The 24686-nt window shown below is 61.6% G+C and carries 25 protein-coding genes, 2 tRNA genes and 2 pseudogenes; 14 read left to right on the forward strand and 15 right to left on the reverse strand.

The annotated features are described in order from the left end of the window. Window positions 1-50: 50 nt before the first annotated feature. Window positions 51-1889: an alkaline phosphatase family protein gene (locus YY7_RS0115235; protein ID WP_028164021.1), complete on the forward strand. Its 1839-nt coding sequence runs from the start codon at window positions 51-53 to the stop codon at window positions 1887-1889. A 35-nt stretch (window positions 1890-1924) separates the two neighbouring features. On the opposite strand, the gene YY7_RS0115240 is transcribed toward YY7_RS0115235, so the two are convergent. Continuing rightward, the gene (locus YY7_RS0115240; RefSeq protein WP_028164022.1) at window positions 1925-2497 is read right to left on the reverse strand and encodes a hypothetical protein; all 573 of its coding nucleotides are present in this window, start codon (window positions 2495-2497) and stop codon (window positions 1925-1927) included. Window positions 2498-2887: 390 nt separating this feature from the next. On the opposite strand from YY7_RS0115240, the gene YY7_RS0115245 reads away from it, so the two are divergent. The 3 genes from YY7_RS0115245 to YY7_RS0115255 all read left to right on the forward strand — a co-directional run bounded on the left by YY7_RS0115245 (window position 2888) and on the right by YY7_RS0115255 (window position 5839). After that, the gene (locus YY7_RS0115245) at window positions 2888-3547 is read left to right on the forward strand and encodes a peroxiredoxin (RefSeq protein ID WP_028164023.1); all 660 of its coding nucleotides are present in this window, start codon (window positions 2888-2890) and stop codon (window positions 3545-3547) included. Window positions 3548-3814: 267 nt separating this feature from the next. Next, complete coding sequence (locus YY7_RS0115250; RefSeq protein ID WP_028164024.1) at window positions 3815-5383, forward strand: adenylate/guanylate cyclase domain-containing protein; 1569 nt, start codon at window positions 3815-3817, stop codon at window positions 5381-5383. Between the two features lie 165 nt (window positions 5384-5548). Then, window positions 5549-5839: a hypothetical protein gene (locus YY7_RS0115255; protein WP_028164025.1), complete on the forward strand. Its 291-nt coding sequence runs from the start codon at window positions 5549-5551 to the stop codon at window positions 5837-5839. Window positions 5840-6635: 796 nt separating this feature from the next. Here the strand turns inward: YY7_RS0115255 and YY7_RS0115260 are convergent. After that, entirely contained in the window at window positions 6636-7079 is a 444-nt protein-coding gene (locus YY7_RS0115260) for a hypothetical protein (RefSeq protein WP_028164026.1), read from the reverse strand. Between the two features lie 223 nt (window positions 7080-7302). On the opposite strand from YY7_RS0115260, the gene YY7_RS0115265 reads away from it, so the two are divergent. From YY7_RS0115265 to YY7_RS51645, 3 genes are all read left to right on the forward strand, one after another. Further along, window positions 7303-7572, forward strand: coding sequence for a hypothetical protein (locus YY7_RS0115265; protein WP_028164027.1), 270 nt, complete (start codon window positions 7303-7305; stop codon window positions 7570-7572). A gap of 96 nt (window positions 7573-7668) precedes the next feature. Beyond that, window positions 7669-7745, forward strand: a tRNA-Arg gene (locus tag YY7_RS0115270). A gap of 922 nt (window positions 7746-8667) precedes the next feature. After that, a complete protein-coding gene (locus tag YY7_RS51645; RefSeq protein ID WP_245287285.1) occupies window positions 8668-8808 on the forward strand; it encodes a hypothetical protein in 141 nt (46 codons plus the stop codon). Window positions 8809-8849: 41 nt separating this feature from the next. On the opposite strand, the gene YY7_RS0115290 is transcribed toward YY7_RS51645, so the two are convergent. Beyond that, window positions 8850-9482: a hypothetical protein gene (locus YY7_RS0115290; RefSeq protein ID WP_155255180.1), complete on the reverse strand. Its 633-nt coding sequence runs from the start codon at window positions 9480-9482 to the stop codon at window positions 8850-8852. A 257-nt stretch (window positions 9483-9739) separates the two neighbouring features. Between YY7_RS0115290 and YY7_RS56530 the strand changes: the two are divergent. Continuing rightward, window positions 9740-10045, forward strand: a pseudogene (locus YY7_RS56530) (SOS response-associated peptidase); the annotation flags it as partial. 34 nt (window positions 10046-10079) lie between these two features. Here the strand turns inward: YY7_RS56530 and YY7_RS0115300 are convergent. The 3 genes and pseudogenes from YY7_RS0115300 to YY7_RS60310 form a co-directional block, all read right to left on the reverse strand. Next, complete coding sequence (locus tag YY7_RS0115300) at window positions 10080-10307, reverse strand: hypothetical protein (protein ID WP_028164031.1); 228 nt, start codon at window positions 10305-10307, stop codon at window positions 10080-10082. Window positions 10308-10923: 616 nt separating this feature from the next. Further along, window positions 10924-11172, reverse strand: coding sequence for a hypothetical protein (locus YY7_RS0115305; RefSeq protein WP_028164032.1), 249 nt, complete (start codon window positions 11170-11172; stop codon window positions 10924-10926). Between the two features lie 629 nt (window positions 11173-11801). Further along, window positions 11802-11903, reverse strand: a pseudogene (locus tag YY7_RS60310) (DUF3606 domain-containing protein); the annotation flags it as partial. A gap of 742 nt (window positions 11904-12645) precedes the next feature. Between YY7_RS60310 and YY7_RS0115320 the strand changes: the two are divergent. Next, window positions 12646-12909, forward strand: coding sequence for a hypothetical protein (locus tag YY7_RS0115320; RefSeq protein ID WP_028164034.1), 264 nt, complete (start codon window positions 12646-12648; stop codon window positions 12907-12909). Here YY7_RS0115320 and YY7_RS60315 read toward each other — a convergent pair. From YY7_RS60315 to YY7_RS64745, 3 genes are all read right to left on the reverse strand, one after another. Further along, entirely contained in the window at window positions 12872-13165 is a 294-nt protein-coding gene (locus tag YY7_RS60315; protein ID WP_155255182.1) for a hypothetical protein, read from the reverse strand. The two genes, YY7_RS0115320 and YY7_RS60315, sit on opposite strands and share 38 nt — an antisense overlap. 156 nt (window positions 13166-13321) lie before the next feature. Continuing rightward, the gene (locus YY7_RS60320; protein ID WP_155255183.1) at window positions 13322-13534 is read right to left on the reverse strand and encodes a hypothetical protein; all 213 of its coding nucleotides are present in this window, start codon (window positions 13532-13534) and stop codon (window positions 13322-13324) included. A gap of 69 nt (window positions 13535-13603) precedes the next feature. Continuing rightward, a complete protein-coding gene (locus YY7_RS64745) occupies window positions 13604-14014 on the reverse strand; it encodes a hypothetical protein (RefSeq protein ID WP_155255184.1) in 411 nt (136 codons plus the stop codon). 208 nt (window positions 14015-14222) lie between these two features. Between YY7_RS64745 and YY7_RS0115330 the strand changes: the two genes are divergently transcribed. Continuing rightward, the gene (locus YY7_RS0115330; protein ID WP_028164036.1) at window positions 14223-14456 is read left to right on the forward strand and encodes a hypothetical protein; all 234 of its coding nucleotides are present in this window, start codon (window positions 14223-14225) and stop codon (window positions 14454-14456) included. 213 nt (window positions 14457-14669) lie between these two features. Here YY7_RS0115330 and YY7_RS0115335 read toward each other — a convergent pair whose 3' ends face one another. The 3 genes from YY7_RS0115335 to YY7_RS58045 all read right to left on the reverse strand — a co-directional run bounded on the left by YY7_RS0115335 (window position 14670) and on the right by YY7_RS58045 (window position 16738). Then, entirely contained in the window at window positions 14670-15488 is an 819-nt protein-coding gene (locus YY7_RS0115335) for a pentapeptide repeat-containing protein (RefSeq protein ID WP_028164037.1), read from the reverse strand. Between the two features lie 182 nt (window positions 15489-15670). Continuing rightward, window positions 15671-16141, reverse strand: a complete 471-nt coding sequence (locus tag YY7_RS0115340; protein WP_035690184.1) for a PaaI family thioesterase — start codon at window positions 16139-16141, stop codon at window positions 15671-15673. Between the two features lie 18 nt (window positions 16142-16159). Next, complete coding sequence (locus tag YY7_RS58045; RefSeq protein WP_028164039.1) at window positions 16160-16738, reverse strand: bifunctional transcriptional activator/DNA repair enzyme AdaA; 579 nt, start codon at window positions 16736-16738, stop codon at window positions 16160-16162. Window positions 16739-16821: 83 nt separating this feature from the next. On the opposite strand from YY7_RS58045, the gene YY7_RS60330 reads away from it, so the two are divergent. Continuing rightward, a tRNA-Arg gene (locus tag YY7_RS60330) sits at window positions 16822-16898 on the forward strand. A 68-nt stretch (window positions 16899-16966) separates the two neighbouring features. Here the strand turns inward: YY7_RS60330 and YY7_RS51660 are convergent. After that, window positions 16967-17356, reverse strand: a complete 390-nt coding sequence (locus YY7_RS51660) for a DUF1330 domain-containing protein (RefSeq protein ID WP_080663699.1) — start codon at window positions 17354-17356, stop codon at window positions 16967-16969. A 342-nt stretch (window positions 17357-17698) separates the two neighbouring features. Between YY7_RS51660 and YY7_RS60335 the strand changes: the two genes are divergently transcribed. The 3 genes from YY7_RS60335 (at window position 17699) to YY7_RS0115365 (ending at window position 21545) form a co-directional block, all read left to right on the forward strand. Further along, window positions 17699-17839 carry a hypothetical protein gene (locus YY7_RS60335; protein WP_155255185.1) on the forward strand — a complete coding sequence of 47 codons (141 nt, stop codon included), beginning with the start codon at window positions 17699-17701 and terminating at the stop codon, window positions 17837-17839. A 167-nt stretch (window positions 17840-18006) separates the two neighbouring features. After that, complete coding sequence (locus tag YY7_RS0115360; protein ID WP_028164040.1) at window positions 18007-19731, forward strand: sugar nucleotide-binding protein; 1725 nt, start codon at window positions 18007-18009, stop codon at window positions 19729-19731. Further along, window positions 19728-21545, forward strand: coding sequence for a glycosyltransferase family 2 protein (locus tag YY7_RS0115365; protein ID WP_028164041.1), 1818 nt, complete (start codon window positions 19728-19730; stop codon window positions 21543-21545). Before YY7_RS0115360 ends, YY7_RS0115365 begins: the two co-directional genes overlap by 4 nt. Before the next feature lie 9 nt (window positions 21546-21554). On the opposite strand, the gene YY7_RS0115370 is transcribed toward YY7_RS0115365, so the two are convergent. After that, the gene (locus YY7_RS0115370) at window positions 21555-22544 is read right to left on the reverse strand and encodes an alpha/beta hydrolase (RefSeq protein ID WP_035690188.1); all 990 of its coding nucleotides are present in this window, start codon (window positions 22542-22544) and stop codon (window positions 21555-21557) included. Between the two features lie 1039 nt (window positions 22545-23583). Further along, window positions 23584-24339, reverse strand: coding sequence for an AraC family transcriptional regulator (locus tag YY7_RS51665; RefSeq protein WP_080663700.1), 756 nt, complete (start codon window positions 24337-24339; stop codon window positions 23584-23586). Window positions 24340-24686 lie beyond the last annotated feature (347 nt).

Raw genomic sequence — 24686 nt, forward strand, 5'->3', positions numbered from 1 at the left:
GGGTGCGACGATCGATCGCAGGATCGTCGCTTCTGATGGGGGAAATGAAGATGCGCCGCACAATAACATTGCTATCGGCAGGCTTGATCACACTCGCGGCCGGGGCCGCATCGGCCCAGAACAGCACGCCACGTAACGTGATCCTGTTCATCCCCGACGGCCTGCGCTCGCGCATCGTCACTCCGCAGACGGCGCCGGCGATGGCCGATATCCGCGACAAGGGCGTCAACTTCAAGAACTCGCATTCGCTGTTTCCGACCTTCACCATGGCCAACAGCTCGGCGATGTCGACCGGCCACTATCTCGGCGACACCGGTACCTTCAGCAACACCATCTACACCGGCTATTCTTCGGCCCCCGCAGGCGACACCGTTGTGCCCTTCATCGAGAATGACGCGGTGCTGGCCGACATCGACGATCACTTCAACGGCGACTATCTGAACGAAGAGACCATCCTGAAGATGGCGCGCGAGAAGGGTTTCAGCACCGCCGCCATCGGCAAGGTCGGCCCGACGCTGCTGTTCGACCACACCGATCGCGGCAAGCACACCATCATCTTCGACGATTCCACCGGCGGCAAGAATGGCGTTCCCGTATCCGAGGAGGTGAAGGATGCGCTCACCAAAGCCAACCTGCCCCTGACGACGCCAAGCCGCGGCGACAATGGCAAGGCCGGCGACGCTAAGACACCCGGCACCACGGTCGCCAATGTCGCCCAGCAGGCCTATTTCGCGGACGTCGCCACCAAGGTGGTGCTGCCGATGTTCAAGGCGCGCAACAAGCCGTTTGTCCTGGTGTTCTGGTCGCGCGACCCGGATGGCAGCCAGCACAACACCGGCGACAGCCTCAACACGATCACGCCCGGGATCAACGGACCGACCTCGATGGCCGCGATCAAGAACGCCGACGACAACCTCGCGCAGTTGCGCAAGGCGCTCGACGAGCTCGGGCTCGCCGCCTCCACCAACATCATCGTCTCCGCCGACCATGGCTTCTCAACGATCTCGAAGGAGAGCAAGACCAGCCCCGCGGCCAAAATCTCCTACGACGACACACCGAAGGATTTCCTGCCGATGGGCTTCCTGGCGATCGATCTAGCCAAGGCGCTGGACCTGCCGCTGTTCGACCCCAACGACAAGAACGCCCGCGTCGCAGACAACGCCCATCCCAAGGCCGGCAACGGCGTGCTCGGCCAGGACCCCGCCAAGCCCGACGTCGTCGTGGCCACCAATGGCGGATCGGACCTGATCTATCTGCCGAACCGGGACAAGAAGCTCACTGGGCGCGTCATCAAGGCGCTGCTGGAGCAGGACTATGTCAGCGGCCTATTCGTCGATGACCGGCTCGGGCGCTTCCCCGGCACGCTGCCGATGTCCCAGCTCAACCTGCGGGGCAAGGCGGCGACGCCGACGCCTTCGGTCGTGGTCAATTTCCGCTCCTGGTCGTCGGACTGCGAGGAGCCGACCAATTGCTCGGTCCAGGTCGCCGACACGATCCTGCGCCAGGGCCAGGGCATGCACGGCAGCTTCAGCCGGGGCGACACGCTGAACTTCATGGCGGCGATCGGACCCGACTTCAAATCCGGCTATGTCGATCCCCTTCCCGTCAGCAACGCCGATGTCGGCATGACCATCGCCAAGCTCCTAGACCTCCGCGGCAGCGCCAATGGCGGGCTGCTGGGCCGGGTGATGTCGGAAGCGATCCCGAACGGCATCGTCCCGAAGATGGCCGACGGCACCGTCACCTCGAAGCCGGACACCAACGGGCTACGCACCGTCATCAAGTTCCAGCGCGTGCTGTCGACCCGCTATTTCGACGTCGCCGGTTTTCCGGGGCGGACGCTGGGCCTCGAGGCCGAGAGCGGCAAACAGAAAACGGCGGGGAAATAGCCCCGCCGTTGATCCTCTTCTCGCTGTCGGGCGATTTACATCAACCCGATATCGAGCACATTCGGGAGCTGCACCAGCGGCAGCGCCGCGGCGCCGACCAGCGTGGCGACCATCGCGGCGAGCGCGTGGCTGGTGCGGCGCTTGCCACGCATCTGGCTCGCGATCCACTCCAGCACCTTGATGTCGATATTGCCGGCGTGCGTGGGCGCCCAGCTCTCGATGTCGGTGTCCGGCGACAGCGCCACCGTGCGGGGCGGCACCGGCAGGCCGGACATCGAAGCGGCGTGATGGGCGACCGCCTTGGCCAAGAGGTCGTCGAAACGACCATCATCGCTGCGCTCGGCCGCGGCTTCGTTGATCTCGAACAGCGCCGCGACCTCCTCCCGGCTCACCGGCTGGTGCGCCACGGCGGAGGCGGTGAGGATGCGCGCGCACCAGGCGGCGTCATCGGCATCGAGCGCTCGGGAAAAATGGATACGGCCCTTGGTGGTGGGGCCTTCGCCGGTGATCACGCCATCGCGTACGATGGTCAACGCATGGGCGGCGGTCTTACGGCAGGACGGTTGCAGGGCGACCACATCGGTCGCCTCGATACTAGGGGCAGACATAGCGAGACTTCTCAGTTCCTTATTTCAGTCCAGCATTTCCATGCCGGCGTAAACGAGTGGTTACCGATTCGAAACCGGGGTTTCGACATTTGTACATAGTTGCCAATTGGTCGCTGTGACCGCGGTCACGGTTCGAGCCTATTAGCAGATCGGACCCCGCAGATGGGGACCATAAAAGGCAATTCCACGGCAATCCGTGCTCTTGCGGGCATTATGGGTTTTTTCGCCGCAGGCAGGCCGATCAAAAGAAGTTGCTCGAAGTTCCGTCACAAAAGAGAATGATTTCACCTTTTAGCTACAGTGGTTCACTTAAGCCCTTGCAGCGCCTATACTCGCGTGCACACCGGCACAGAAAATTCTTTAGCCACTTCAATAGCATGAGGCAACACCATGACACTTCCCATTGGCGCGACTGCCCCCGATTTCGAAGCCGAAACCACCGAGGGCAAAATTAAATTCCACGACTGGATCGGCAATAGCTGGGCGCTCCTGTTTTCGCATCCCAAGGACTTCACCCCGGTCTGCACCACCGAGCTCGGCGCGCTCGCCAAGCTGAAACCGGAATTCGACAAGCGCGGTGTCAAGCTGATGGGCCTTTCCGTCGACCCGGTCGACCGCCATGCCAAATGGTCTGAAGACATCAAGGAGACCCAGGGTGCCGCGCCGAACTACCCGATGATCGCCGACACCGACTTCAACGTCTCCAAGCTCTACGAGATGCTGCCCGCCTCGACCTCGGGCGATCCCCTCGTCCGGACGCCGGCGGACAACCAGACCGTCCGCAACGTGTTCATCATCGGCCCCGACAAGAAGATCAAGCTGGTGCTGGTCTATCCGATGACCACCGGCCGGAACTTCCAGGAGATCCTGCGCGTCATCGACTCCCTGCAGCTCACCGCCAAGCATCGCGTCGCGACGCCGGCCGACTGGAAGCAGGGCGAGGACGTCATCATCGCCGGCTCCGTCAGCGACGACGAAGCCAAGACGATCTATCCGAAGGGCTGGAAGGCGCCGAAGCCTTATATCCGCATCGTCGAGCAGCCGAAGTAACGCCTCGCGCCATCGATATCCGACCATCATGCTCGGCCTTGTGCCGGGCATGATGGAGCCGTTCCGAACTGCATTTTGTCCCTCCGGACTGCCCTCTCCGCCTAAGCCAGGGCCGCCACCAACTGCCGGCACCCCGCCCCTCATCCGCCGCGGCAAGTTGCTCCAGTTACGCATCAATTTGAAGAAAGCTGCTCCGTTGCCGCGCTTTACAGGCGATGGTTGCGATGGAAGTTTAGCCTGCGAACGGGCAGGAATCGGATCATCGCGATGGACAGCAATCCCAGACAAATACGCTCCGCGGCACTGACGGGGTTCCTGATTGCACTGCTGCTCGCTGCCCTTCCGGTCGCGGTGTGGCTCGATCTGACCAATCTTGCGGAAGTCGCGCTCCGGCGGCAGGCCAATGATCTCAATTCGCTCGTCTCTAGCGTCCGCTCCTATTACGCCTCGAACGTCGTCGGGCGGATATTGTCCCATCCCGGCCAGACCCAGGTGGTCCACAACTACGAGACCATCCCGGGCGCGATCCCGATCCCGGCGACGCTGTCGCTCGAGCTCGGCAAGGTCATCAGCGAGCAGCAGCAGAACATCACCTACCGCTTCGTCTCGGACTTCCCGTTCAAGAACCGGGCACCGCACCAGCTCGACGAGTTCGAGAGAGCTTCGCTGCAGAGCCTGCGCACCAACCCGGACCAGAAGATCGTCGACACGACGACATCGCTGTTCAGCGACCGCGTCCGGCTGGTCGCCCCGGTCATCATGGGGCCGGCCTGCGTCAGTTGCCACAACTCGCATCCCGAAAGCCCCAAGACCGACTGGAAGGTCGGCGACGTCCGCGGCATCCAGGAGGTCGCGATCACGCAGCCGATCGCGGCGAACCTGTTCTCCTTCAAATATCTGCTCGCCTACCTGGCGCTCGCCAGCATCAGCGGCCTCTCCTTCCTGACGATGCAGCGCCGCCAGGCCCGGCAGATCCGGGCCATGAACCGCGAGCTCGAATCCAACAACGATTTCCTCGCCACGCTGTCGCTGAAAATATCCCGCTACATCCCGCCGCAGATCTACAAGAGCATCTTCAGCGGCCAGAAGGACGTCACCATCCACACCGAACGGAAGAAACTGACGATCTTCTTCTCGGACATCCAGAATTTCACCGCCACCACCGAGCGGCTGCAGCCGGAGCAGATCACCCAACTGCTCAACGAGTATTTCACCGAGATGTCCGAGATCGCCCACCAGCATGGCGGCACGATCGACAAGTTCATCGGCGACGCCATGCTGATCTTCTTTGGCGACCCCGAAACCAAGGGCGACCGGGCGGACGCCGAGGCCTGCCTCCAGATGGCCTGGAAGATGCAGCGCCGCCTTTTGGAGCTGAACGCCAAGTGGCGCGCCGCCGGCATCGAACAGCCCTTCAAGTCGCGCATGGGCATCAATTCCGGCTACTGCAATGTCGGCAATTTCGGCAGCGTGGACCGGATGGACTATACGATCATCGGCGCCGAAGCCAATCTGGCGGCGCGGCTGCAATCGATCGCCGAGCCCGGAGGCGTCGTGGTCAGCTATGAGACCTTCGCGTTGGCGAGGGACATCATCCAGGCCCACCCGCTGCCCGCGATCACCATGAAGGGCATCAGCCGCGAGGTGATCCCCTATTCCATCGACAACGTGCTGGACGACGCCGCCAAAGGCGACGTCATCGTCGAGCGGACGGCCGGGCTGGATTTCTACCTTGATCCATCCGTGCTCGATCCGCAGGGCATCGACCGGATCAAGGCGATCCTGAGCGATGCACTGGCAGCGCTCGACCGCAAGCGCGCCACGCCCGCGCAGTAGCGAAGACGGGACGACAATCGAAGCGCCGGTCGCTGGCATCTGTCCCTGAGAGCAATCGCGCTTGCCGACTGCGCCGAACTGCGCAGTGCGCAAATGACGACATCGATTTGACGCTTTCAAGAATCCGGCTATCGTTGTGCTCTCGTTCAACTGTTGGGGGATGACATGGACGACGACAAGCCCGTAATCGAAGAGGTCACCAACACGCTCGGCGCCGCCGCAACGGCCACCATCGAAGCCGCCACGACAGCCGCGAAGAAGGTGCGAGGGGCTGCCAAGAAAGTGGCGAAAAAGGTAGCCGCAGCCAAGAAGAAGAGACCGACGAAGACCAAGAAGGCCGGCAAGAAGGCCGCCAAGAAGTCGGCAAAGAAAGCCAAAAAGGCGCCGAAGAAAACGTCCAAGAAAGCCACCAAGAAAACCTCCAAGAAAGAGAAGGCCAAGAAGTCGAAGCGCTGAGCAAAGCCGCGGCCCTCGCCCGGCGAACGCCGGGACGACGAGGGGCGAGGTTCTGATTCAAATTTCAAACAGCGTGAGGATGTGCGTTCGCGCTCTCGCGGCATGAAGTGCCCGAGCTTTGCGTCTCGTTTCACCCTCTCAATCATCAGAGGGCGCAGGGAAAGCCAGGTGCTGGTTGCACCCGTGGGTCCCGTGCAACAAAAAGCACGGGGGTAGGACCACAGGTTCAACCGAAGCATTCCGGCTTTCCCTGCGCGATGGTGTTACGGTTTCCTTCGTGCTCTCCTCGGTGACCGGGCTTTCTTGCCACCGTCGCCCTTAGGGATGTTTCCATCCCTTAAGGACTTAGCGCCAGCGTCGGGGCGCCAGGACCACACGACTTCGCCGTCCGTGATGCGTGTGCTCGTCAGTCACGCGCTTCACGTCCACCGCATCTCACCGCAACGTTCGTGACGATCGCGAGCCGCCCCTCATCCGCCGTGAGACGCGCGGATTTAAATCACTGATTTGCCCGACGGCGGAAGCGGAATGTTTTTCACGCGACGGCTGGACAGGGCAAATCAGGTTGAAATCGCTTGCGAATTTTCCTCCGCTGTCATTCCGGGGCGCGCCTCTTGGCGCGAGCTATGATGTGCAATTGCACATCAGAGAATCCATTGCGCCACAGGCGCAAGCGGACAGATGGATTCCGGGCTCGATGCTTCGCATCGCCCCGGAATGACGGAGGGCGTGGGAATTGGGCTCCCGGAATGACGAGGGAAATTGCGGTGAGGCGAATGACTGAAACCGGCCCGCCCTACCACTCTTCCGGGCAGGGATCGACGATCTTCCAGAGCTCAACGCCGTTCTTGATCTTCTTCATTTCGGTGGTCAGCCCACCGTTGCGGCGGATCCAGTCCTTCACCGTCTGCGGGTAATAGGACATCAGGTCGGAGGTGCCGTCGAGGCTCGTGACCTTGATGCCGAAGGTGAAGGCCTTGTCGTAATAGGCCTGGTGGAAACCGACGCTCGCCCTGGGCGTGACGCAGATCTTGTTCATCGGCACGATGCCGAACACCAGCGTGCAGGCGGAATTGCAGATGCCGTCGATGATGACGCGATCGCCGCGATCGCGGATGCGCTTGTACTTGGCCTTGTACTCATCGACGTAGCCGCCATGGTCGCGCGTGATGTGCAGGACGGCACGCGCCGGCGCCATCGCGAGAGCAAGGAACAACAGGGCGAGAAGCGTGATGCGCATGAACAATGTGACAGTCGCCTTGGTCGCCTCAAACAAAGCCGGCTGCGGGCCCCGGACCAGACCCCAAAACTCTGGCCGGACTGTGTTGGGAAACCGTTAAGCATCCAGAATGGGCCAAAAATTGACGTGATGTGGCCGATTTCCCGCAGTTTTTCCCTCCAAACCGCGCTAAATGAAAGGCCGGATCGGCCAGAATCGCCCCGGCTGGCCCTGGAGACGCACAATGCCCAGACTGAAGTTTTTCGCCGCCGCAGCGGTTCTCGCCGCCATGGCTGCCGCCCCAAGCGTGGCCGACGCCCGCCATTACCGCCATCATCACCATCACCGGCACTACGCCCGGCATCTGCCTTATCAGATCAGCTACCTCCACAATTACGGCCCGGGGCCGACGCCCGGTACGTTCGCCTATTACGACGGCCCGGCGACGGTAAAATGCCGCCAGAGCGCCTCCGCCTATATCGGCCAGGACGGCCGCCGGCATCCCTGTTTCTAAAAGCGTCACCGGGCGGGACGGCGTGCGCAGAGTACCCTTCCCGCTCTCCCCCGCTGGCCGTTCCGGCCCAACTCTGATAATCGACGCAAACGGCACGCGCTCGTAGCTCAGCTGGATAGAGCATCGGATTTCGATTCCGAGGGTCGGGAGTTCGAATCTCTCCGAGCGCGCCAATTCCACTGTCCAGCCCGGACGCATGATCGCGCCGTCCATCGGCGCAACCAAGCCAAGATGACGGAAGTCGCGCGCAAGGCATGGCACGCGTTCGTCAAGCTGCGATTTTGGTCTTCGCTCTGACGACGGTCACCCCGCCCGCGCAGGCCTGCAATGGCGGGGGAAATTGCACGGAGGCCCACGAGAACGCTCCCGGTCAGAACAAACACGTCGGCGGAGCGCCCGGGCCGATCGCTGGCGCAGGCCTTCCGATCCTTGCGGTTGGCTACGGCGTCTATTGGCTGATCAGGCGCCGCCGTAGGTAGGCCAACGGGCATCTGGCGACGATTGAAGCGGTCGCTTCTTCAAGCGCGCGATCGTGCGCGGCCGGCGGTGCATGCACGAGAGCGGCACCTCCGTGAAGATCACGCCGGCTGGGGCTGAACTGTTCGCCTAAGCGTTAAGACCGGCTATGAGACCGCAACTGCCGTGGCGGACTGATGAAGATGCCTTTCGCGGCGTTTCTACTTCAGCGGCCTTAATTGTGACGACTCCTTTAGCCCCCGCACTGCGCTGCCGGGGGCTTTTTTTGGCTGCGCCCCCGCTGTTCGGTGCAAAAGTGCACAGACTTCCCTACCCAAGGGGGCTTGGATTGGCCACGTAACCTCCCGGTGGATCCGTGTCGACTCCTCGGCCCGACGGTTCGCCGAGAGGAAGCGCAGCCCCGGCGTGCTCCCCTACGCCGGTCGCGTCGGGGCAGCGTTCCCGCCCACCATTTGCAATCCAACAGCTCCTGAACGATCGATGACGCCACGCGAAAAGCGCGATATGCCTTACATCGTCGGGCTCGCCTGTTGGGCGACGGCCCTGATGGTCGCACTCGCTGCGTTCTGGCGATAGATCGTGCTGGAACGGTGCTAGGCGTTGTGTGTTCGAGGGGGGATGAACGACGATCGCAGCCCGCTGCTGACCCTGATCTCCTCCATCATACGCAAAAAAACGATGCGGCCTGAGGGAAGTCACCCGGATGGCGACCACAAGGACATCATTTCAATATCGCTGGGATCCATGCGGGCGCATTGAGCGCGTCCGGCTGCTGCGAAGGAGCTGTCCGGACGAGTCTGTCAGCCGGTCAGTCGTTTGATAAGCCGCTCGTTGAGTTGGCCGTCCGCGAACAGCACGCCCCAATAGCTGACCCTCGACAGCTCGACGGCCAGCAGCTCGGCCTCGATCGGCACCCCAAAGTATTCGGCTTTGGTGACGTTTTGCCATGTCGTCTCGATCACGCGGCCATGACGATCGATGCACCACGCGTGATGAATAGGGCTGCCGCCGCTCTCGTGGTCTACCGCGTAACCCTCGACGTAGGTCAGGTTGTCGTCGATGAGCGCGAGGCCGGCCGCATTTCGGAAGCACCAGCCGAGCGCACCGCGCGCCGCACTGTACTTCTTCGGCAGCGCACGCCCTCTATAGGCGGTGCCGTGTTCGAGCAGGAAGCGCTCGAACCGGCCGCCGTTCGCGGCGCCGGTTTGGAGGAAGTGCTCCAGCGGCACTATTATTGGGCGTCGATCGTTGTAGGCGGGGCCATGTTCTAGCAGAAAGCGCTCCAACTGGCCGCCCTTCGCAACGCAGCTGCGAAAGAAGTGCTTCAATGGCACTATTATTAGGCGTCGATCGTTGTAGGCGGGGCCATGTTCTAGCAGAAAGCGCTCCAACGGGCCGCCCTTCGCAATGAAGGTGCGAAAGAAGTGCTTCAACGGCACTATCGGGCGTCGATTGAGCATCGCTATCAACGCACATGAGGGACTCTGGTTGCGGCGGTCGGTGCCACCTCATGAAGGGCCAGTACCGCAACCCTATCCGGATCGTAAGCTTCAATATCGGTGAGGGTTGATCCCGCGAGGCATTCGCAATCTCTCTCCCTGATGCCTATCTCCGGTGCATGCTTAACCGAAGTACATTCCCTGCATCCCAACGCGTGGGACGAGGATGCCTGACCGGCCGGAATGGATCCAATGACGAGCGACCACTCGCCGCGTTCGCCGGGATCTGAACCGAGTTCAAGGGCGGCCGCGGCACCAAGTCAAAACCAGTCCCCGGCCCTCATCTCGTGTATGGCTTCCTCACCACCAAGCCGAACGTGGCCGTCGCGCCGATCCATCCCAAAGCGATGCCAGTCATCCTGATGACGGACGAGGAGCGCGACGTCTGGCGGCGCGCACCCTGGGACGAAGCGAAGGCACTTCAGCGGCCGCTACCCGATGACGTCCTGAAGATCGTCATGCGCGGCCCCGACAAGGAAAATAAGCTCGCCGCATGAAATACACCGAGCGGGCAAGCCAAGCGCCGATGATTCATTTCCCGGCGATGGCTTTGGACAGAACATCGCACTGCTCGTCGAAGTCCAAATGCGGGTTTTGCCTTTTCACGACCTGTTCCAGTTCAAGCGCCGCGATAGCAAGCTCATCACCTAAACGCTTAAACAGCTCGCGTTGACGTGGATCCGTCGCCGACGTGCCGAGGTCGGCAAAGTGCTTCGCATCAGCTCGAAGTTGGTGCCACTTCCCGGTGAGGTCCTTCATGGCGCATGTCCTCGGTTTGGCGTCGTTCTTGGCGGTCGAGTGCGACGCGCACTGCAGAGCTTTCGCCTAGCGGCCGCATCCGACACCTTCTTTCGAAGGGCAAGCAGCTGAGCCCTTTCCTGTTCCAGCCTATCCATAACGATAATCACGATTTGAAAGTCCTCTTTAGAACCACCTTCGATTGGAAAATCCATTTACGCCTCCACTCGGGAAAAAGTAGCATCGCCTCACCCGAGCGGCGGTCCACTTACCTGTGTTAAGCCGAAGCGAGATTTATTCTGCTCTTGAACATAGACAGCCTATCTGAGCGAATCCGACGAGTCGGATTCCCGACAGATCAGAATGAACCTACCTGCGCTGATCTCCGCTTGAATGCTCGCAAATCGAGCCGGCGAGATTGACTAGATCGTCTTACCAGCGAAAAACTCCGGCGCTCGTGCGTGCGTTCCTCAGCCAGACCACCGGGAAAACGCGGCAACTTGCGGGGGAACGATGCCGCTCACCACGGCTTTAAAGTTAGATAATGTGCCCCCGGAGGTATTTGTCGATGACGAAAGGAAATGACGCCATGGATGCCGTTGAGCGTGGTTTCCTCGCTTGCGCGCTGGTCGGATTTTTAGTCTTGGCGACAGCCATTTGGCTGATGTAGGCTCTGGCGCCCAAAGAGCCGTTGCGGCCCGAAGTCAAGCGCCGTCGGCTCCATCAGCGATGCGATCGGTCTGCCGCTATGCGAAAGCGTGGCAAGTTCAGCGTCGGCAACAAGCTTTCGAAGCGAACGCAAGTCCGACATCATCAGCGCGAGCACCTTGTCATCTGACAGCAGTTGCTCGCGAACTGTTTTGGCAGTGCGTTTTGAATCGGCCATGTCCACCGCCCTCCTTTCGAAGAGAATCAAGGCCCGCGGTGCGCCTCCATGCGCGAAGAAACGGCCCCAGCATGGGGGCAAAGCTGGGACCGTTCCTCTCGGGACGTGAGACGGCTGTCACACCAGCATGCGATATCGAACTCGCTGACGAGCTACACCAATATGGCATGCGTCGCGTGAACGCCGCGGCACGCACGTTCGGCCGACATTATAGCGCCTTCTTCAGAGCCTCAGTCGTGCTTGCGGCGGCGCTTAGCCAGCCAATAGACGCCATAGCCGATGGCCAGGACCGGAAGCCCAGCGCCAGCAACGGGCCCGGGGGCTCCGCTAACACGGTGACCCGGCGGGTCTCGACCAGGGGCGTTCTCGCAATTCCCCCCGCCGTTGCAGGCATTCGCGGGGAGGGCAACAATTGTCAGAGCAAGAGCAAAAACGGCGGCGGAAATGCCAGATACAATCTTCATCAGATCTTTCTCCTGCGCGCCAACTTTGTTCATATATAATTAAACACCCCATTTAAACATTAACTATTTTAATTTTTTAAGATATCTCACGGCGTGCGCCCCTTCGGCTCGTGAGGTCAGGGCGCGTTTTACGGACCAGGCACACTGAGCCGATAGCGTCAGCACCTAGCGGCCCAGCCGCTTCTCCGCCCGCTTCCGGCTGTTGCCGACCTTCTTGACCGTCTTCCGCACCATCGTGGCGGATCGGCCGGTCTCCTTCGCCTCGTACGCGGTGACCAGCGTCCGCATGCATCGGTTCGGAAGTAGACCTTGCCATACTCCAATATTCGGTCGTTCGACCTGTAGGGCACAGACGACACCTCGACTTCGCAGACTATTTTCGTGATGCTCAATTCATCGAGCGCCGCGCCGATGGTCAAGTTGAGATGCTTCGAGACATCGGGACTCCGGAGTCGCTCATCCGAGCTATGCCCGCCCTGCAGTCAATAGCCGGCTGGGCAAGGAGATTGTTCCGCGTCGCCTCGCGTCCGGGCTGAAAGTTCACAGCTACCGCAAGATCGCAGTCCATCGCAGGTTATCCGGCCAGAGCGCCCCACGGGCTGCAACACACGAAATCGCACGGTCTCGGATCACTGCCGGTTGTGGCGCGCGGCAGGCAACGGCGTCATAAAGGAACTGCGAAGCAATAGTGCCTATCTTCATCGGCCGCGGCACGCCACTTCCGCACGACGTAATGCACTGGTTTATTTGTGTTTTTTCGTTTTTGCCCGTTTTGGCACCCCCGTGCAATCGACTGCGAGAAACGCGCAACTCGGCTCCCCCCGCAAAGTGCTGGCCAGGGTTCAGCTTGGATGCATTCGAATGCGCCGCAGGGTCGGCGGGCGCACACCCCTCTGCAGCTCCCCCGAGCAAAAATAGTAGCGAACTGTGCTCAACCGAACAGAGACTTAGCGTCGATTGGCTAGAGTCCCACGTCCGCGTAGCGTACAGGCCAGCGAGGACGTGAGCCATGAAGGACCTCAGCGGAAGATTGCACCAGCTTCGGGTGGACGCCAACAATTGTGCCGTCATGGCCATGTCGGCGACGGATCCGAACAAACGCGAGTTGCTTAAGCGTTTGGCGGACGAGCTCGCCATCGAGGCACTTGAGCTGGAGCAGGTCGTGAAAAGCCAAACCGGGCATGTGGGCTCCAACGAGCAGTACGATGCCTTCTCCAAGCCAGCGTTAGATCCCGCTATGCCGGTCCGGAGAAAGCCGCTCGCCGGCTCGTGAAGCGCGTGCGTGTAGTCGAGCGAAACAGACCGACCGCATTCACATCGAGAAAATCAACTACTCGTTTCTTTTTCAGGACAAGGCCAAGCCGCCCGGATACGGCGCCGGGTTTAAGCTCGCGATCGAGCGCAGGCTTGTGGATGCACGAGAGCGGCACCTGCGTGAAGATCACGCCTGAAGCTGCCGAGATGCTTATTTGAAATCGCTGATCTGGCAGGAAGCTCTGCGGAAAGAAAGGTCCCAGCATCGGGGCCAAGCTGGGACCGTTCCTCTCCGGACGTGACAGGCGGCTGTTGCACGACTGTCCACTATCGAGGTCCCTAAAGGGTTCGATACCGGGACAGCATCCTCTCCACGTCGCGTGCATGCCGCATGTACGCCTCGCCGATATATGCCGCGTTCTTTCAGAACCTCAGTCGTGCTTGCGGCGGCGCTTAATCAGCCAATAGACGCCATAGCCGATGGCGAGCACCGGAAGACCAGCGCCAGCAATCGGCCCGGGGGCTCCGTTGATGTGGTGGGGGTGGTCTCCTCTATGGCGACCGCCTGAGGCATTTGCAGGCGGGACAATCATCGTCAGAGCGAGGACAAAAAACGCGGCGGAAATGCCAGATAAAATCTTCACTCGATTTCTCCTGCATTTTGACCAGGCCCAAATAATGGTAATAAATTCCTTATTTAAAATTTAAATAGTTTAATTATTAAGAATTTTTTCTCGCGCCCCGCCCAGCCGACGGTTCACCCCCGGCTTGGGGAAAACGGTCGTTACGTCAATAGCGCTGCATTTTTCCCGATCGGCGAAGCGATATCCTCTCATGTGGGCTTTCGGTGCATCATGCAATTCAGCCGCATCATCGGTCCGACGGAGGACTTCCAAGTTTGGAGCGCGATAAGCTGCGGGTTCTCGTTCGTGATCAGTAATGAGAGCCGAACCGGCCCCGGCCTTCACGGAGAGCCCGGCTTTGTTGCCTCGTGGCGTCCCATCGATCTGAACAGGCCTGCGATCAGAGTGGGCGGTTCGCCGTTCAAAACCTTCGCTGAAGCCGAGAATGCGTGTGAGGCGATGCTGAAGCACCTGACCGACGACAGGGCCGGATAGGAGCATGAGCACGGCTGCGGCTGCGGCGCGGTCGGCCCGCCCTGCAACGTCGCGGCGCCTGGTAACGCACGTTGTGGAATATCCACTGGCGTCTCCATCACCGGTACTGTCCCTGGCGATCAGACGTGGTCAGCCTTGGAACACCAAAGGTTGGGGCGAGTTTACATACGGCCGTAGTCCAGGCGGGAGGCCCGAGACAAAGAAGGGCCGAACCATGACAACGTTCCGAACCGATCAAGTTGACGACGACAGGGTGAACATCAAGCGCGCCCCGAACACATTGGCCGGGTCGATCGCCCGGGTCGACGATCATTGGCGCGTCGAGATCATGTGGGGCGGCCCTGGCGGTGCCATTATCTACGAGGCGCCATCACTGCCCCGCGCGTTGGCGTTCATGGATGGGGTCGACGCGGCATTCGAACGGGTGATAATGCTCGGAGAGCGCTAGACCATATTATGCCGGAGACGGTGTGGGTTGCGCATCGCAACGGAACCATTGGCCCTCCGACGGCACGAATTCCAACGATGAGCTGCTGCTCGCGACACTCAAGGCGTTTTGCGAAATCTGAAATCGCGGCAGGTCGCACCTTCCACGATCGTGTTGGCGGCGATATGCGGATCGCTTCAGGCCGAAATGCCAGGTTGTGGCTCAGTGCGATCGCTAAGGTGGGCGCCGCGCCAGGTTGAAGTTCCGGGCCTTGTCCAGATTGCGCGCCTTTTCCAGCGCGGCTGCACTGGGCATAAGGGCCGAGGCGAGGTCTGCTTCGGTGAAATCGGCGCCGGCGAGATTGGCGTTGGACAAGTCGGCTCCCGCAAGGTCAGCGTGGTTCAGGTTACAATTCGCCAGATTGGCGTTCTGCAGCTGCGCGAATCCCAGATCGGCGCGCGAGAGATTGGCACCGCTCAGATCCGCATTCCTGAGATCGGCAGATTTGAGCACGCCACGCATCAGGCCCATCGATTGGTTGCGCATGTCAGCGCTCAAATCGGCGCCCGCAAGCGTGGCCCCAATCAAGTTGGCACCGGAAAGATCTGCGGTGATGCGAGCGCCGTTCAGATCGGCGCCGCCAAGCTTGGCGCGTTGCATCTGCGTGCCGAGCAGCGATGCCCCTACGAGAGACGCTTCCGTCAAATCCGCGTCGACCAGCCAGGCCTGGTTCAGGGTGGCTCGATCGAAGCGCGCGCGTTTCAGGCGAGTCCGGTTGAGCTTGACGAGGCGGAGATTGCCGCCGGAGAAGTCGAGCCCCGAGAGATCGAGATGCGACAGCCGCTTTCCTTGCAAATCCGCAGCGCGTTGGCCCGCGCCGTCCTCAGGCGCCATCTTGAGAAGCGTCTCGACGTCGGCGCGCGTCATCTCCGATGTCGACATTTCGGGACTGTTGAGGTCGACGCTGCGCAGCATGTCCTGCGACACGGCGTCAATGGGATCAACCAGCAGCGCCGTCATCGACACAAGGGCAAATGCGAGACGAAACAGCATCGCTGTCGCTCCGCTCCAGTAACCCGCTATTGTCTCTTGCATCAAGGTGAAGCGTCAAGTCGCGGTCCTGGTGACTGGAGGGAGCAAACAGGCCGCGAGATCATAGGGCTGCGGCGAAGCAATAGGGCTGCGGCGAAGCAATAGTGCCAATCTTTATCGGCCGTAGCGCGCCATCGTCGGGTTCAACTCGGCAAGATGAGGCACGTGGTTGTGCCATGGGCGAGCAATCGGCCCTTGACGTCAGTGACACGCCCTTCGGCCGTGCCGATGCGGCGTCCACAATTCAAGACCGTTCCTTCGGCCCTGATCTGGCCTGTTTCCGGCGTGATGGGACGCACAAGAGAAATCTTGAACTCGAGCGTTGTCTGGGCCACGCCCATGTCCAGCATCGATTGGACGGCGAGCCCCATACAGCTATCAAGCAGCGTCGCCGTGAGACCACCATGGACCGTGCCGGCTGGATTCAAGTGGGCGCCAGTTGGGATGAGCGTCACGACAACGCGACCGCGTGTAGCTTCGGTGACATCGTATCCCAAGGTTTGCGCCAAGGTGTTGAGAGGAATCGTGCCACTCGCAAGGCCCTGCACGAACTCCAATCCACTCATCGCTTTCTGTGTCTCGGCATCCACCGTCCCGAAGGTCTTGGTCAGCATCATATCGCTCCGTCTCGCTCAACTCGTTTTCGTTCTTGGCGACGTGTTCTTGCGAAACGCCGATGGTGACCGGCCATAGATCCGGCTGAAAGATGCGCTCATGCGCCTTGCGCTCGAAAACCCGGCACGCTTGGCGATGAGAGGAATTGGAAGATCGCTTTCATCGAGGAGACGCTTTGCACGTTGAACACGAAGCGAAAGCGCGACTTGCAGGGGCGATGCATCGAGGTGCTCGGCAAACAGGCGCGCGAGGTGCCGGGCCCCTACTCCGAGACGCTCGGCCAATGCTTCGATATTGCTCCGATCAAGCGCACCGTTTTCGATGAGGGCCAGTGCGCGCTCGACAGTCGTCCTGGTCCCCTTCCAGGCCGGGCAGAATGGAGCGGCCTCCGGACGGCAGCGGAGGCAAGGTCGAAAACCCGCGTGTTCTGCGGCAGCGGCGCTGCGATAAAACCTCACATTCCGCGAGAGCGGCGTTCGCACCGGGCAGACGGGCCGGCAATACACCCCCGTCGTCTTCACCGCCACAAACACCAGCCCGTCCCACGCCGGATCGCGGCGCCGAAATGCTTCATACTGTGCGGCGAAGTCGAGCATGCGATTGCTATAATGACCATCGCCGCAGGTGGCGAGCCACTCCGGAAGATCGGGTCCGAAAACGACCGCCGCCAGGACGGTCCGCGCTCATAGCCAGGCAGGATAGAGCATCGGATTTCGATTCCGAGGGGCGGAAGTTCGAATCTCTCCGAGCGCGCCAGTCTCAAGCGGGGTAAGCCAATATCTGCGCACGCCTGCCGCAGCAGCGCGGCCTGGGATGGACCGCGACTACTTTTCGACTTCGACGACGTACCTCCGTACGACTTTGACCGCCTTGTCACGCTGCGGTGCAAGGTCCGCCCAGGCTTTCGACTTGTAGAACGCTACGGCGTCATCCAAGCTATTCCATTCGACGATCCCCACCCCCTTGGGGGCTGGCCCACCGTCTATCTCAACAATCCGTCCGGCCGCGGTGCGCAAAGCGTGACCATGGGCTGCTTCTATCGCCTTCCGGGCGGCAGGCAAGTACGCGGCTTGGGCTGAAGCATCGAGGATCTCAATTTCGCCGACAGAGTAAGCTTTCGGCTTAGCTCCTTGAGCGTGGAGGCCTTGGACCGCGATAGCTCCAATTGCGACGCCCGCTAGCAATACCATTGCGAGTTTGGAACGAGATCTCATGGCGTTTCCTCCGATTTTGCAATTTCAATCGAAGACGGATGCCCCCTAGCCGTGTGTCGGAATGGCCAACTGAAGGTTCAAAGCAGACGGGCTGCTAATGCGCAAAACGCTTGCTCTCCCTAGCGGATGTACGGAGGAGCGACGCAAGCGCTGACAACACCGTTTGCAAGACGCCATCTACGATTTTCGATCTTGCACGCTGTTGTATTGCCGTCATTCTAACGACAACAAGCTGGCCGGCTTGAAGCGTAGGCTTCGGCTCCTCCCGCCAACGCGATCACGGAACCCGCGGTCTATTTTCCTCATCCGGAATGGCAGTTCGCCTACGACATGGACAACGGGGTGGCCGTCGCCAACCGGAAGAAGCTGCTCGACCGCCCCGCAACCGACAGGATGAAGATGCTGGGCTTCCACTGGCCCTATCCCGGCCTGGGCTTTGCCGAGCGGAAGGGCACGGGATATCAATATGTGCCGGCGGCCTGACGAGCCGCCTTCCCGACATCGTCGGTGGCGAAATCCTCCCGAGGCAATTTGCAAGCGGCGCCGCAATCTGCCGAATTCTCCTTGAAGCTTCAGAGCGCATCCGATAAAATTACAACTATTGCTCGATACGTTTGCTGTTGATAGATATTGCAATCTCCGAGAGTGCGATGCAGCGCTGGCTGATTTCAGGCGCATCGGGGCAGTTAGGCGGTCATATCCTCCGTGCGCTCTCGCATCGTCGTCCTGGCGACTATGTGCATGCGCTTGGCCGTGCCCCGCTGCCGGGTGCCCATGTCACCGAATGGGTGGATCTCAGAAGCGGCGCGGCTTTGATGGAGTTGCTGCAACGCGCGGCGCCCACGCGCGTCCTGCACCTTGCTGCAGTGCCGCCGGTGGTCGCCGAGTCCAATCCCGCCTCCTGCCATGCGCTCCACGTTGGCGCCGCGATGAGGATGGCGGCTTACGCCGCCTCCACGAACGGCTGGATGCTGTATGCCTCGTCCGATTTCGTGTGGGACGGAAACGGCGGGTTCCACGATGAAGGCGATGTGCCGCTTCCGGCGAACGTCTATGGCCGAAGCAAGCTTGCCGGCGAGCGTGTCGTCGCAGAGCACGGCTGTGGATTGGTCGCCCGCTACTCGCTGCTGTTCGGTTTCCCGGTCAATCAGCGCCAGACATCATGGACCACGATCGCCGCACGCCTGAAGCGCAACGAACCGGTCGCCGCGATAGACAACGAATGGCGATCGGCAATCAGCCTGGCCGACGCTGCTTTGGCAACAATAGAGCTGGCAGCGCAGCGCCATCATGGACTCGTGCACATTTCAGGCTCATCCGCGATGACGCCGTACGAGATCATCAGCATGATGCGCCAGGAGATGAACTCGGTGTCTGAGATCCAGCGGGTCTCGCGGGCCTCGTTCAGCCCGAACATGATCCGGCCGCGCAACGTCACCCAGTCGAACAGCCGGCTGAGGCGCCTCCTTCCGGGATTCGAACCCATGCCTTTACGCTCTGCTCTGCGCACCCCGCGGGGCGCGGTGCCGCGCTTTTCCGTGATCATTCCGGTGTATCACGGAGCCGACGCCGTGGGGCGGAGCCTGGCTGCACTTGCCGATCAGCAATTCGATGACGATGACGGACTGCAAGCGAGCGATGTCGAGGTGCTGCTGGCACTGAACGACGGCCGACCAGACAGCGAGGCGGCGGCGGAGGCGCATGTCGCGAGCCTGCGTGCACGGAACTTCCACGTGCGATTGCTACGGACCCCGCCGACCCGCCGCGCCGCCATAGCCGCGGCCGAGGCGGTGGCGGCTGCCGGCAGCCATCGCCTCTATCTGGACCAGGACGCCAGATTATCTCCGCACGCGCTTTCCGCCATATTTGCAGCGCTCACGAGCACAGGCATTCAATTCGCCGCGCCTCGCGCGCGGTTCGATCCCTCCCCTTCCCTGGTGGTGCGCGCGTTCTGCCGTTACTGGAGCGCTTTACCCTATTGCGATGCTTCGCCCGTCACCATGGGCGCCTATGCGGTGTCAGCCGAGGGCCGGCGACGTTGGGGCGCGCTCCCGCAGCTCGCTTCGGACGACAAGTTTGTCCGGATGCTGTTCGCGCCGAAGGAGCGGCTGCTGCTGACGTCGGAGAGCTATCATGTGGTGGCGCCGCAAGGCTGGCGCGAGCTGATCCGAGCCCGGCGCCGCTACCTGCGTGGTAATCGCGAACTGGCGCGCGCGACCCACCTTGCTCCTCCAGATCCGGTTCCACGTTACAGGGGCGTGCTCAGGCCGCTGTTGCGACCGTCGGCCTGGTTCGACTTCGCGGTCTTCGTCGCGGCCTATGGGGCGACCTGGCTGGCGGAAAGCGTCGGGGCGCGAACGATGAGACCATCGTGAACCGCGCCCTTGATGTCGTCATCCCCGCAGGTGGCGATCCTGGGCTGCTTTTGCGATGCCTGGTTGCGCTTCGGTGCGACGGCAACGAGATCGACCTTCGGGTGATCGTGGTGGCAAACGGGCCGGCGTTAAGCCAAAACCAGGCGACCGCCCGGTCATTGCTGACGGCGTTCGAGAATGAACGCCAAACATTGATCGTCGTAGCGAACACCTGTCCGGGCAAGACCGCAGCGCTCAATCGGGGCGATCGCGAACGTCGCGGCGGGGCGGTCCTTTACCTTGACGCTGACACCATCATTCTCCCTGGCACCTTGGCCGCGATTGTCGCGGGCCTGGCCACCGATGAGCCGCTTCTCGTCGCGCCCCCCATGGTGCTGGTTCGGCCGGAGGGCCGACTGGAGCGCGGGTTCGCCTCGGTGTGGCCGCGTCTCTCCGGGATGGAAAACGACGTCGTCGGGGCCGGCCTCTATGCCACCAACGCGGCGGGCCGCCGCAGGTGGCGCGAGTTTCCCCTGATCGCGGCGGACGATCTGTTCGTGCGCTCGCGCTTCGCGAGAGGCGAACGAAAACTGCTTGCGGCGGGCGGCTTCCTGTTCAACATCCCACAAGGATCGGATCTGCTCCGCGCCAAGCGCCGATGGGACCACGGCAATCGCGCCCTTGCAGGACTGCACGATGTTCAACCAGGTAACCTGCCCAAGAGGTCGTTCCGGTCCCGATTGGGCGATGTCGGGCGGCTCTGGCGAGAAGGCCCTGGCCTCGCCTGCTTCGTACTGCTTGCGCTCTCGGCACGGCTCACACGAGGCGAGAGCGATGGTGCCGCCGCGTGGATCGGGCCAAAGCCGCGGCCGATTGCACCAATCGCACCACGCCGGCCGCACATCGGCATATGCATCGTCACGCATAACAACGCTAACGAGATCGAAGCCTGCCTCGCTTCGCTGAAATCCCGCTGGTCCGATCTTTCGATTCGAATCGAGGACAACGCGTCGGTCGACGGCACGGTCGATCTGGTTCGACGAACCGGATGCCGCACAAAGATCACAGCGAACCTCGTCAATCGCGGTTTCGCCGCTTCGGTCAACCGACTAGCCGCCGATTTCGGTGAGGAAGTCGACCATCTTCTGCTCGTCAATCCGGACGTCGAACTGGCAGCCGACGCGATCGATCAGTTGATCGCGACCTCGCTGGCGAGCGAGACGGAGGCGATTGTCGGCGGACGGATGATGCGGTACGACGGCAGCGTCGACCCGACCAACTGCCTTGCCGAACCGTCGCTCCGGCAATCGATCGCGTTCGCATTGGGCCTGCGGCGCTGGCCCTGTTGCGGGTGGCTCGATCCGGATGCGCTCGGCGGCTGGTGCCGCACCGGTATTCGAACAGTCCCCGTGCTCACCGGAGCGACGCTCCTGATCAACCGCGCATTGTGGGACCGCTTGGGCGGGTTCGATGAGCAGTACTTCCTCTATGGCGAAGATGTTGACCTGTGCATTCGGTCGAAAAGACTGTCGAGCGCCACGCTATTCACTGGCTTTGCGCATTATGTCCACCAAGGCGGCGCGAGTTCGGCAGGCGACTCGCAGCGATGGGTCGCCATCCTGCGCGGCAAGGTGAGCCTCTACCGCCAGCACTTGCCCTCGCTCGCAAGCAGATTAGCTCGAGGGCTGCTGCTGTGCGGCGTAGCACTGCGCGCAATGGCTGAAACATCAGGGCTCGCTCGTACAAAAATATGGCGAGACCTGTGGCGGAACCGCGACCTGTGGCGGCGTGGGTGGCCGCCAAAGAGCAGCGTGGCTGGCGCCGCAGCTACGTGACAGCCGAGCTCACGCCGCCGAGGTGTCGATCTGGCGGCGGATCACTCGCCGCACCTCTGCATTCGACAGGAACAGATCGTGGTTGATGATGCCCCAACCCGAATCGGACGCATCGACCACGCGCACGCCGAGCTTCTCGATGACGGCCTTCTCGGCGGCGCCGACGCGTGTCATGCCGCCGGCGAGCGACCCCGAGAGGGCGAGCGCGCGGTCGTTCGTTGCGGTGATCACCGTGATCTTGCGGGCGAGCGGCCCGATGCGGTTGATCGCCGAGGAGAACACGTCCATGTCGATGTCGGGCGAAGCGAACACCACCGCCCCGATCCTGCCGTCAACGGTGTCACCATATCGATCATGGAGCTGGCGCAGGCTTTCGAGCGCCAGCATCGTTCCCATGCTGTGCGCGACGATGTGGACGCGGCCGACGCCCGGAGGCGTTACGATGGCCTGAAGCACGCGCTCGAAATCATCGCGGGACCACATTGCGCTGTCGCGATCGTAGGCGTAGTCGAACAACCCCGCCTTTGACGGCCAGGAGAACACCATCGTCTGGCCACGGAACCGGATGCCATCGGAAAGATGGGCGGCATCGAGCGCCGCCGTCTCGAACGTCTGCTTGAAGCCGTGCACATAGATCAGGACGTCTGATCCGCCGCCGCCGGCCTGCCCGAGAAGATCGCTGACGTCGCCCGAAACCGGCTCGACCTGATCAATACGCCAATCGCCGAGCCCTGCTGCCGCCAAGGAGAAACGACTTTCGTCCGGTGGCACCAGCTTCGCCCGTGCGACGGTCATCGCGGAGGCCCGATCCGGCCCGAACCAAGGCTTCGCGCGCCCGCCTTTTACGGGCTTGCGCGTGGTTGCGACAAGCAGCGTGGGGTCCACCGACAGCGACGATGCATCGTAGCGCGCGCCGGTCGCGCCCAGGCTGGCGCAGCCGCCGAGCGCGAGTGCGCCCGCGGAGGATGCGAGCCCGCCCAGCAGAGCACGGCGGGACATCATGACTTCGTTTTGCAGTAAATGTCGGACGATCACGCGGGACTTCAGAAGCCGCCTCCGTAAGACCCGCCCCTCACGAATTTCCTGAATGATGATGGCGGCGAGAAAAGGGCGGCAGCTTCAGGCCGGGACGTCGCGCAAGACCGCCGAACGGCGTAGATGTGTCGATTGCGGTGCGGAACCGGTCGGAACCCGGCGAAGCAAAGTTCCCTTGTGGCCATTCCAGTGAAGCCTTCGACCGCCTCACGCAGCGAGCCTTCGACGAAGGCGCCCGTCGTCCTGCTTATTAATGAGAGCAATCTGCCTAAAGCATCACGAGCTGGACCACACCATCTTCGAGCTCGCCGCGAGCAAGTCTCGCGCGAGCGATATGCTCGAACTCGGTTCGATGCCTGTGCAAGTAGCTGAGAGCTTGGTTCTGGGTCCGAAAAGTCGTCCGAAGTCGGCATGCTTGCCTGACCGGCCCGACCGCCAGCGAGAATGTAATGGTTTGCCCTGACTCGGTGGTGGATACCGTCCCCATGCTCTTCGCCATGTGTCCGCCTACTCCATAGGAAATGAGCGTCAGATGGTTTTCGCACTGCGCCGCTGAGCGCCGGAAGTCAATGGAGTTGCCGCCTTAATCGAGCGGCTCGTCTCGGTGCCCATCGGCGATGAGAGTAGCTTAGGCGGTCGATAGTCCATTTCGACTCAATACCCGGCCAAAGTATGTTCCGTGCCGTTTTGCCGAAGCGCCCTAAGCCTCCCGCTCGCGAGCGCAAACCCGCACGTGCTGCGATCCTCAATGCGAGCTGGTGGCCAGTCCTGCGCGGTCGCGCTCGATCGAGTTCCGGGGGTGCTCACGGCGGGGAGCACCCTGACGGAAGGTGTTCACAGTGGGGCCACCGTGATTTCACGGAATCCAAATCAGATCACAATACCGCTAAGGTTCTTTTGCCGGGGCCAATTTCATCCCGAACAGATTTATTAACCGGCAAGGGCCGCTGAGAAATCAGCGGCCCTTTCGTTTCAGCGCCTCGGCGCGACCGGAATGCGGCGTTCAACCGGATCTGCCGAGCCGCAGTTTGCTGGGCCTGACGCCATAGCGCCGGAGCGAGGCTCTGCTCAGCGCTCCCTCCGACTGGTAGCCGAGATCGGCGGCCATCACGCAAATGGGGTCGTTCGTGGTCATGAGCCGCTGTCGCGCGAAGCCGAGACGCAGTTCGGTGAGGAAGGCGAGCGGCGCCAGTCCGGCCAACTTGCGGAACGACCTGACGAGCGTTGCCCGGGATGCCGCGGACGCGTTCGCCAGAAGATCAAGCGTCCAGTCGCGGGCGGGCTCCCGCAGCATCGCAAGCACCGCATGCGACGTCGAGCGATGGGTCAGAAGCGCGAGAAGACCGCTAGCCGGCGGCGCCTCCTTGAGATGTTCGCGCAGCATCATCACGAAGAGCGCGGTTGCGAGATTGGTCGCGATGACCGTGGAGCCGGTCTCGTTCGAATCCAGTTCGTCGCTGATGCAGATCGCGAGCATGTGCAATCGCTCGGCCAGCACGACAAAGTTCGGAAGCGCGGCCATAAGCGCTTGCTCGGATGCAGCTTCGCCCCGCAATACGCCGCACACGAGCTCGGTGTCGTAGGCGACCCCAGGGGTCGACTTCGTGCGAATGGCATTGCGGAGTTCAGTCACGATGCTGCGGTTGGTGCCAACGGTCGAAACCGAGCGGACCACATGAGCGTCACCGTGCGGGAGCAGCAATGTATCGCCAGCGCCAAGCTTCACCGGACCGTGACCGGTCACCTTCCCAGACCGCACGAAACAACGCTGCCCGCTTCTGGGGCAAAGCCGTCAGAGATTTTCCAATCCGAGAGCATTCATGCTCACCCTGCCCCAACTCATGATGTCGCGGCGCGGAACGATGGCTGCTCTTGCTGATTATATCGAATAACAGTCCTCACGGTCACCGATCATGATCTATGCACTCAGCATCATCCTGATTCTAATGGCGGCGGCCGCCAGCGCTGGCGTCCTGATTGTTGCCGGGCTCGACGCTGATATGGGGTCGCACAGAAGCAACGATTGACCAGCGTTGCCTCAATGTGAGCCGGAACACTCCCGAACAGGCTGTCACGACAAAGACCCGCGACTTCACGGAATACATT

Origin of the sequence: Bradyrhizobium elkanii WSM2783 (assembly GCF_000472865.1) — a bacterium.
In the GTDB taxonomy this organism is placed as follows: domain Bacteria; phylum Pseudomonadota; class Alphaproteobacteria; order Rhizobiales; family Xanthobacteraceae; genus Bradyrhizobium; species Bradyrhizobium elkanii_A.

Excerpts from the sequence above, each read along its gene's own strand:
- YY7_RS0115235 (WP_028164021.1), top strand. The coding sequence starts at position 51 with ATGCGCCGCACAATAACATTGCTATCGGCAGGCTTGATCACACTCGCG.
- YY7_RS0115240 (WP_028164022.1), bottom strand. The coding sequence starts at position 2,497 with ATGTCTGCCCCTAGTATCGAGGCGACCGATGTGGTCGCCCTGCAACCG.
- YY7_RS0115245 (WP_028164023.1), top strand. The coding sequence starts at position 2,888 with ATGACACTTCCCATTGGCGCGACTGCCCCCGATTTCGAAGCCGAAACC.
- YY7_RS0115250 (WP_028164024.1), top strand. The coding sequence starts at position 3,815 with ATGGACAGCAATCCCAGACAAATACGCTCCGCGGCACTGACGGGGTTC.
- YY7_RS0115255 (WP_028164025.1), top strand. The coding sequence starts at position 5,549 with ATGGACGACGACAAGCCCGTAATCGAAGAGGTCACCAACACGCTCGGC.
- YY7_RS0115260 (WP_028164026.1), bottom strand. The coding sequence starts at position 7,079 with ATGCGCATCACGCTTCTCGCCCTGTTGTTCCTTGCTCTCGCGATGGCG.
- YY7_RS0115265 (WP_028164027.1), top strand. The coding sequence starts at position 7,303 with ATGCCCAGACTGAAGTTTTTCGCCGCCGCAGCGGTTCTCGCCGCCATG.
- YY7_RS51645 (WP_245287285.1), top strand. The coding sequence starts at position 8,668 with ATGAACGACGATCGCAGCCCGCTGCTGACCCTGATCTCCTCCATCATA.
- YY7_RS0115300 (WP_028164031.1), bottom strand. The coding sequence starts at position 10,307 with ATGAAGGACCTCACCGGGAAGTGGCACCAACTTCGAGCTGATGCGAAG.
- YY7_RS0115305 (WP_028164032.1), bottom strand. The coding sequence starts at position 11,172 with ATGGCCGATTCAAAACGCACTGCCAAAACAGTTCGCGAGCAACTGCTG.
- YY7_RS0115320 (WP_028164034.1), top strand. The coding sequence starts at position 12,646 with ATGAAGGACCTCAGCGGAAGATTGCACCAGCTTCGGGTGGACGCCAAC.
- YY7_RS64745 (WP_155255184.1), bottom strand. The coding sequence starts at position 14,014 with ATGCTCCTATCCGGCCCTGTCGTCGGTCAGGTGCTTCAGCATCGCCTC.
- YY7_RS0115330 (WP_028164036.1), top strand. The coding sequence starts at position 14,223 with ATGACAACGTTCCGAACCGATCAAGTTGACGACGACAGGGTGAACATC.
- YY7_RS0115335 (WP_028164037.1), bottom strand. The coding sequence starts at position 15,488 with ATGCTGTTTCGTCTCGCATTTGCCCTTGTGTCGATGACGGCGCTGCTG.
- YY7_RS0115340 (WP_035690184.1), bottom strand. The coding sequence starts at position 16,141 with ATGCTGACCAAGACCTTCGGGACGGTGGATGCCGAGACACAGAAAGCG.
- YY7_RS58045 (WP_028164039.1), bottom strand. The coding sequence starts at position 16,738 with ATGCTCGACTTCGCCGCACAGTATGAAGCATTTCGGCGCCGCGATCCG.
- YY7_RS51660 (WP_080663699.1), bottom strand. The coding sequence starts at position 17,356 with ATGAGATCTCGTTCCAAACTCGCAATGGTATTGCTAGCGGGCGTCGCA.
- YY7_RS0115360 (WP_028164040.1), top strand. The coding sequence starts at position 18,007 with ATGCAGCGCTGGCTGATTTCAGGCGCATCGGGGCAGTTAGGCGGTCAT.
- YY7_RS0115370 (WP_035690188.1), bottom strand. The coding sequence starts at position 22,544 with ATGTCCCGCCGTGCTCTGCTGGGCGGGCTCGCATCCTCCGCGGGCGCA.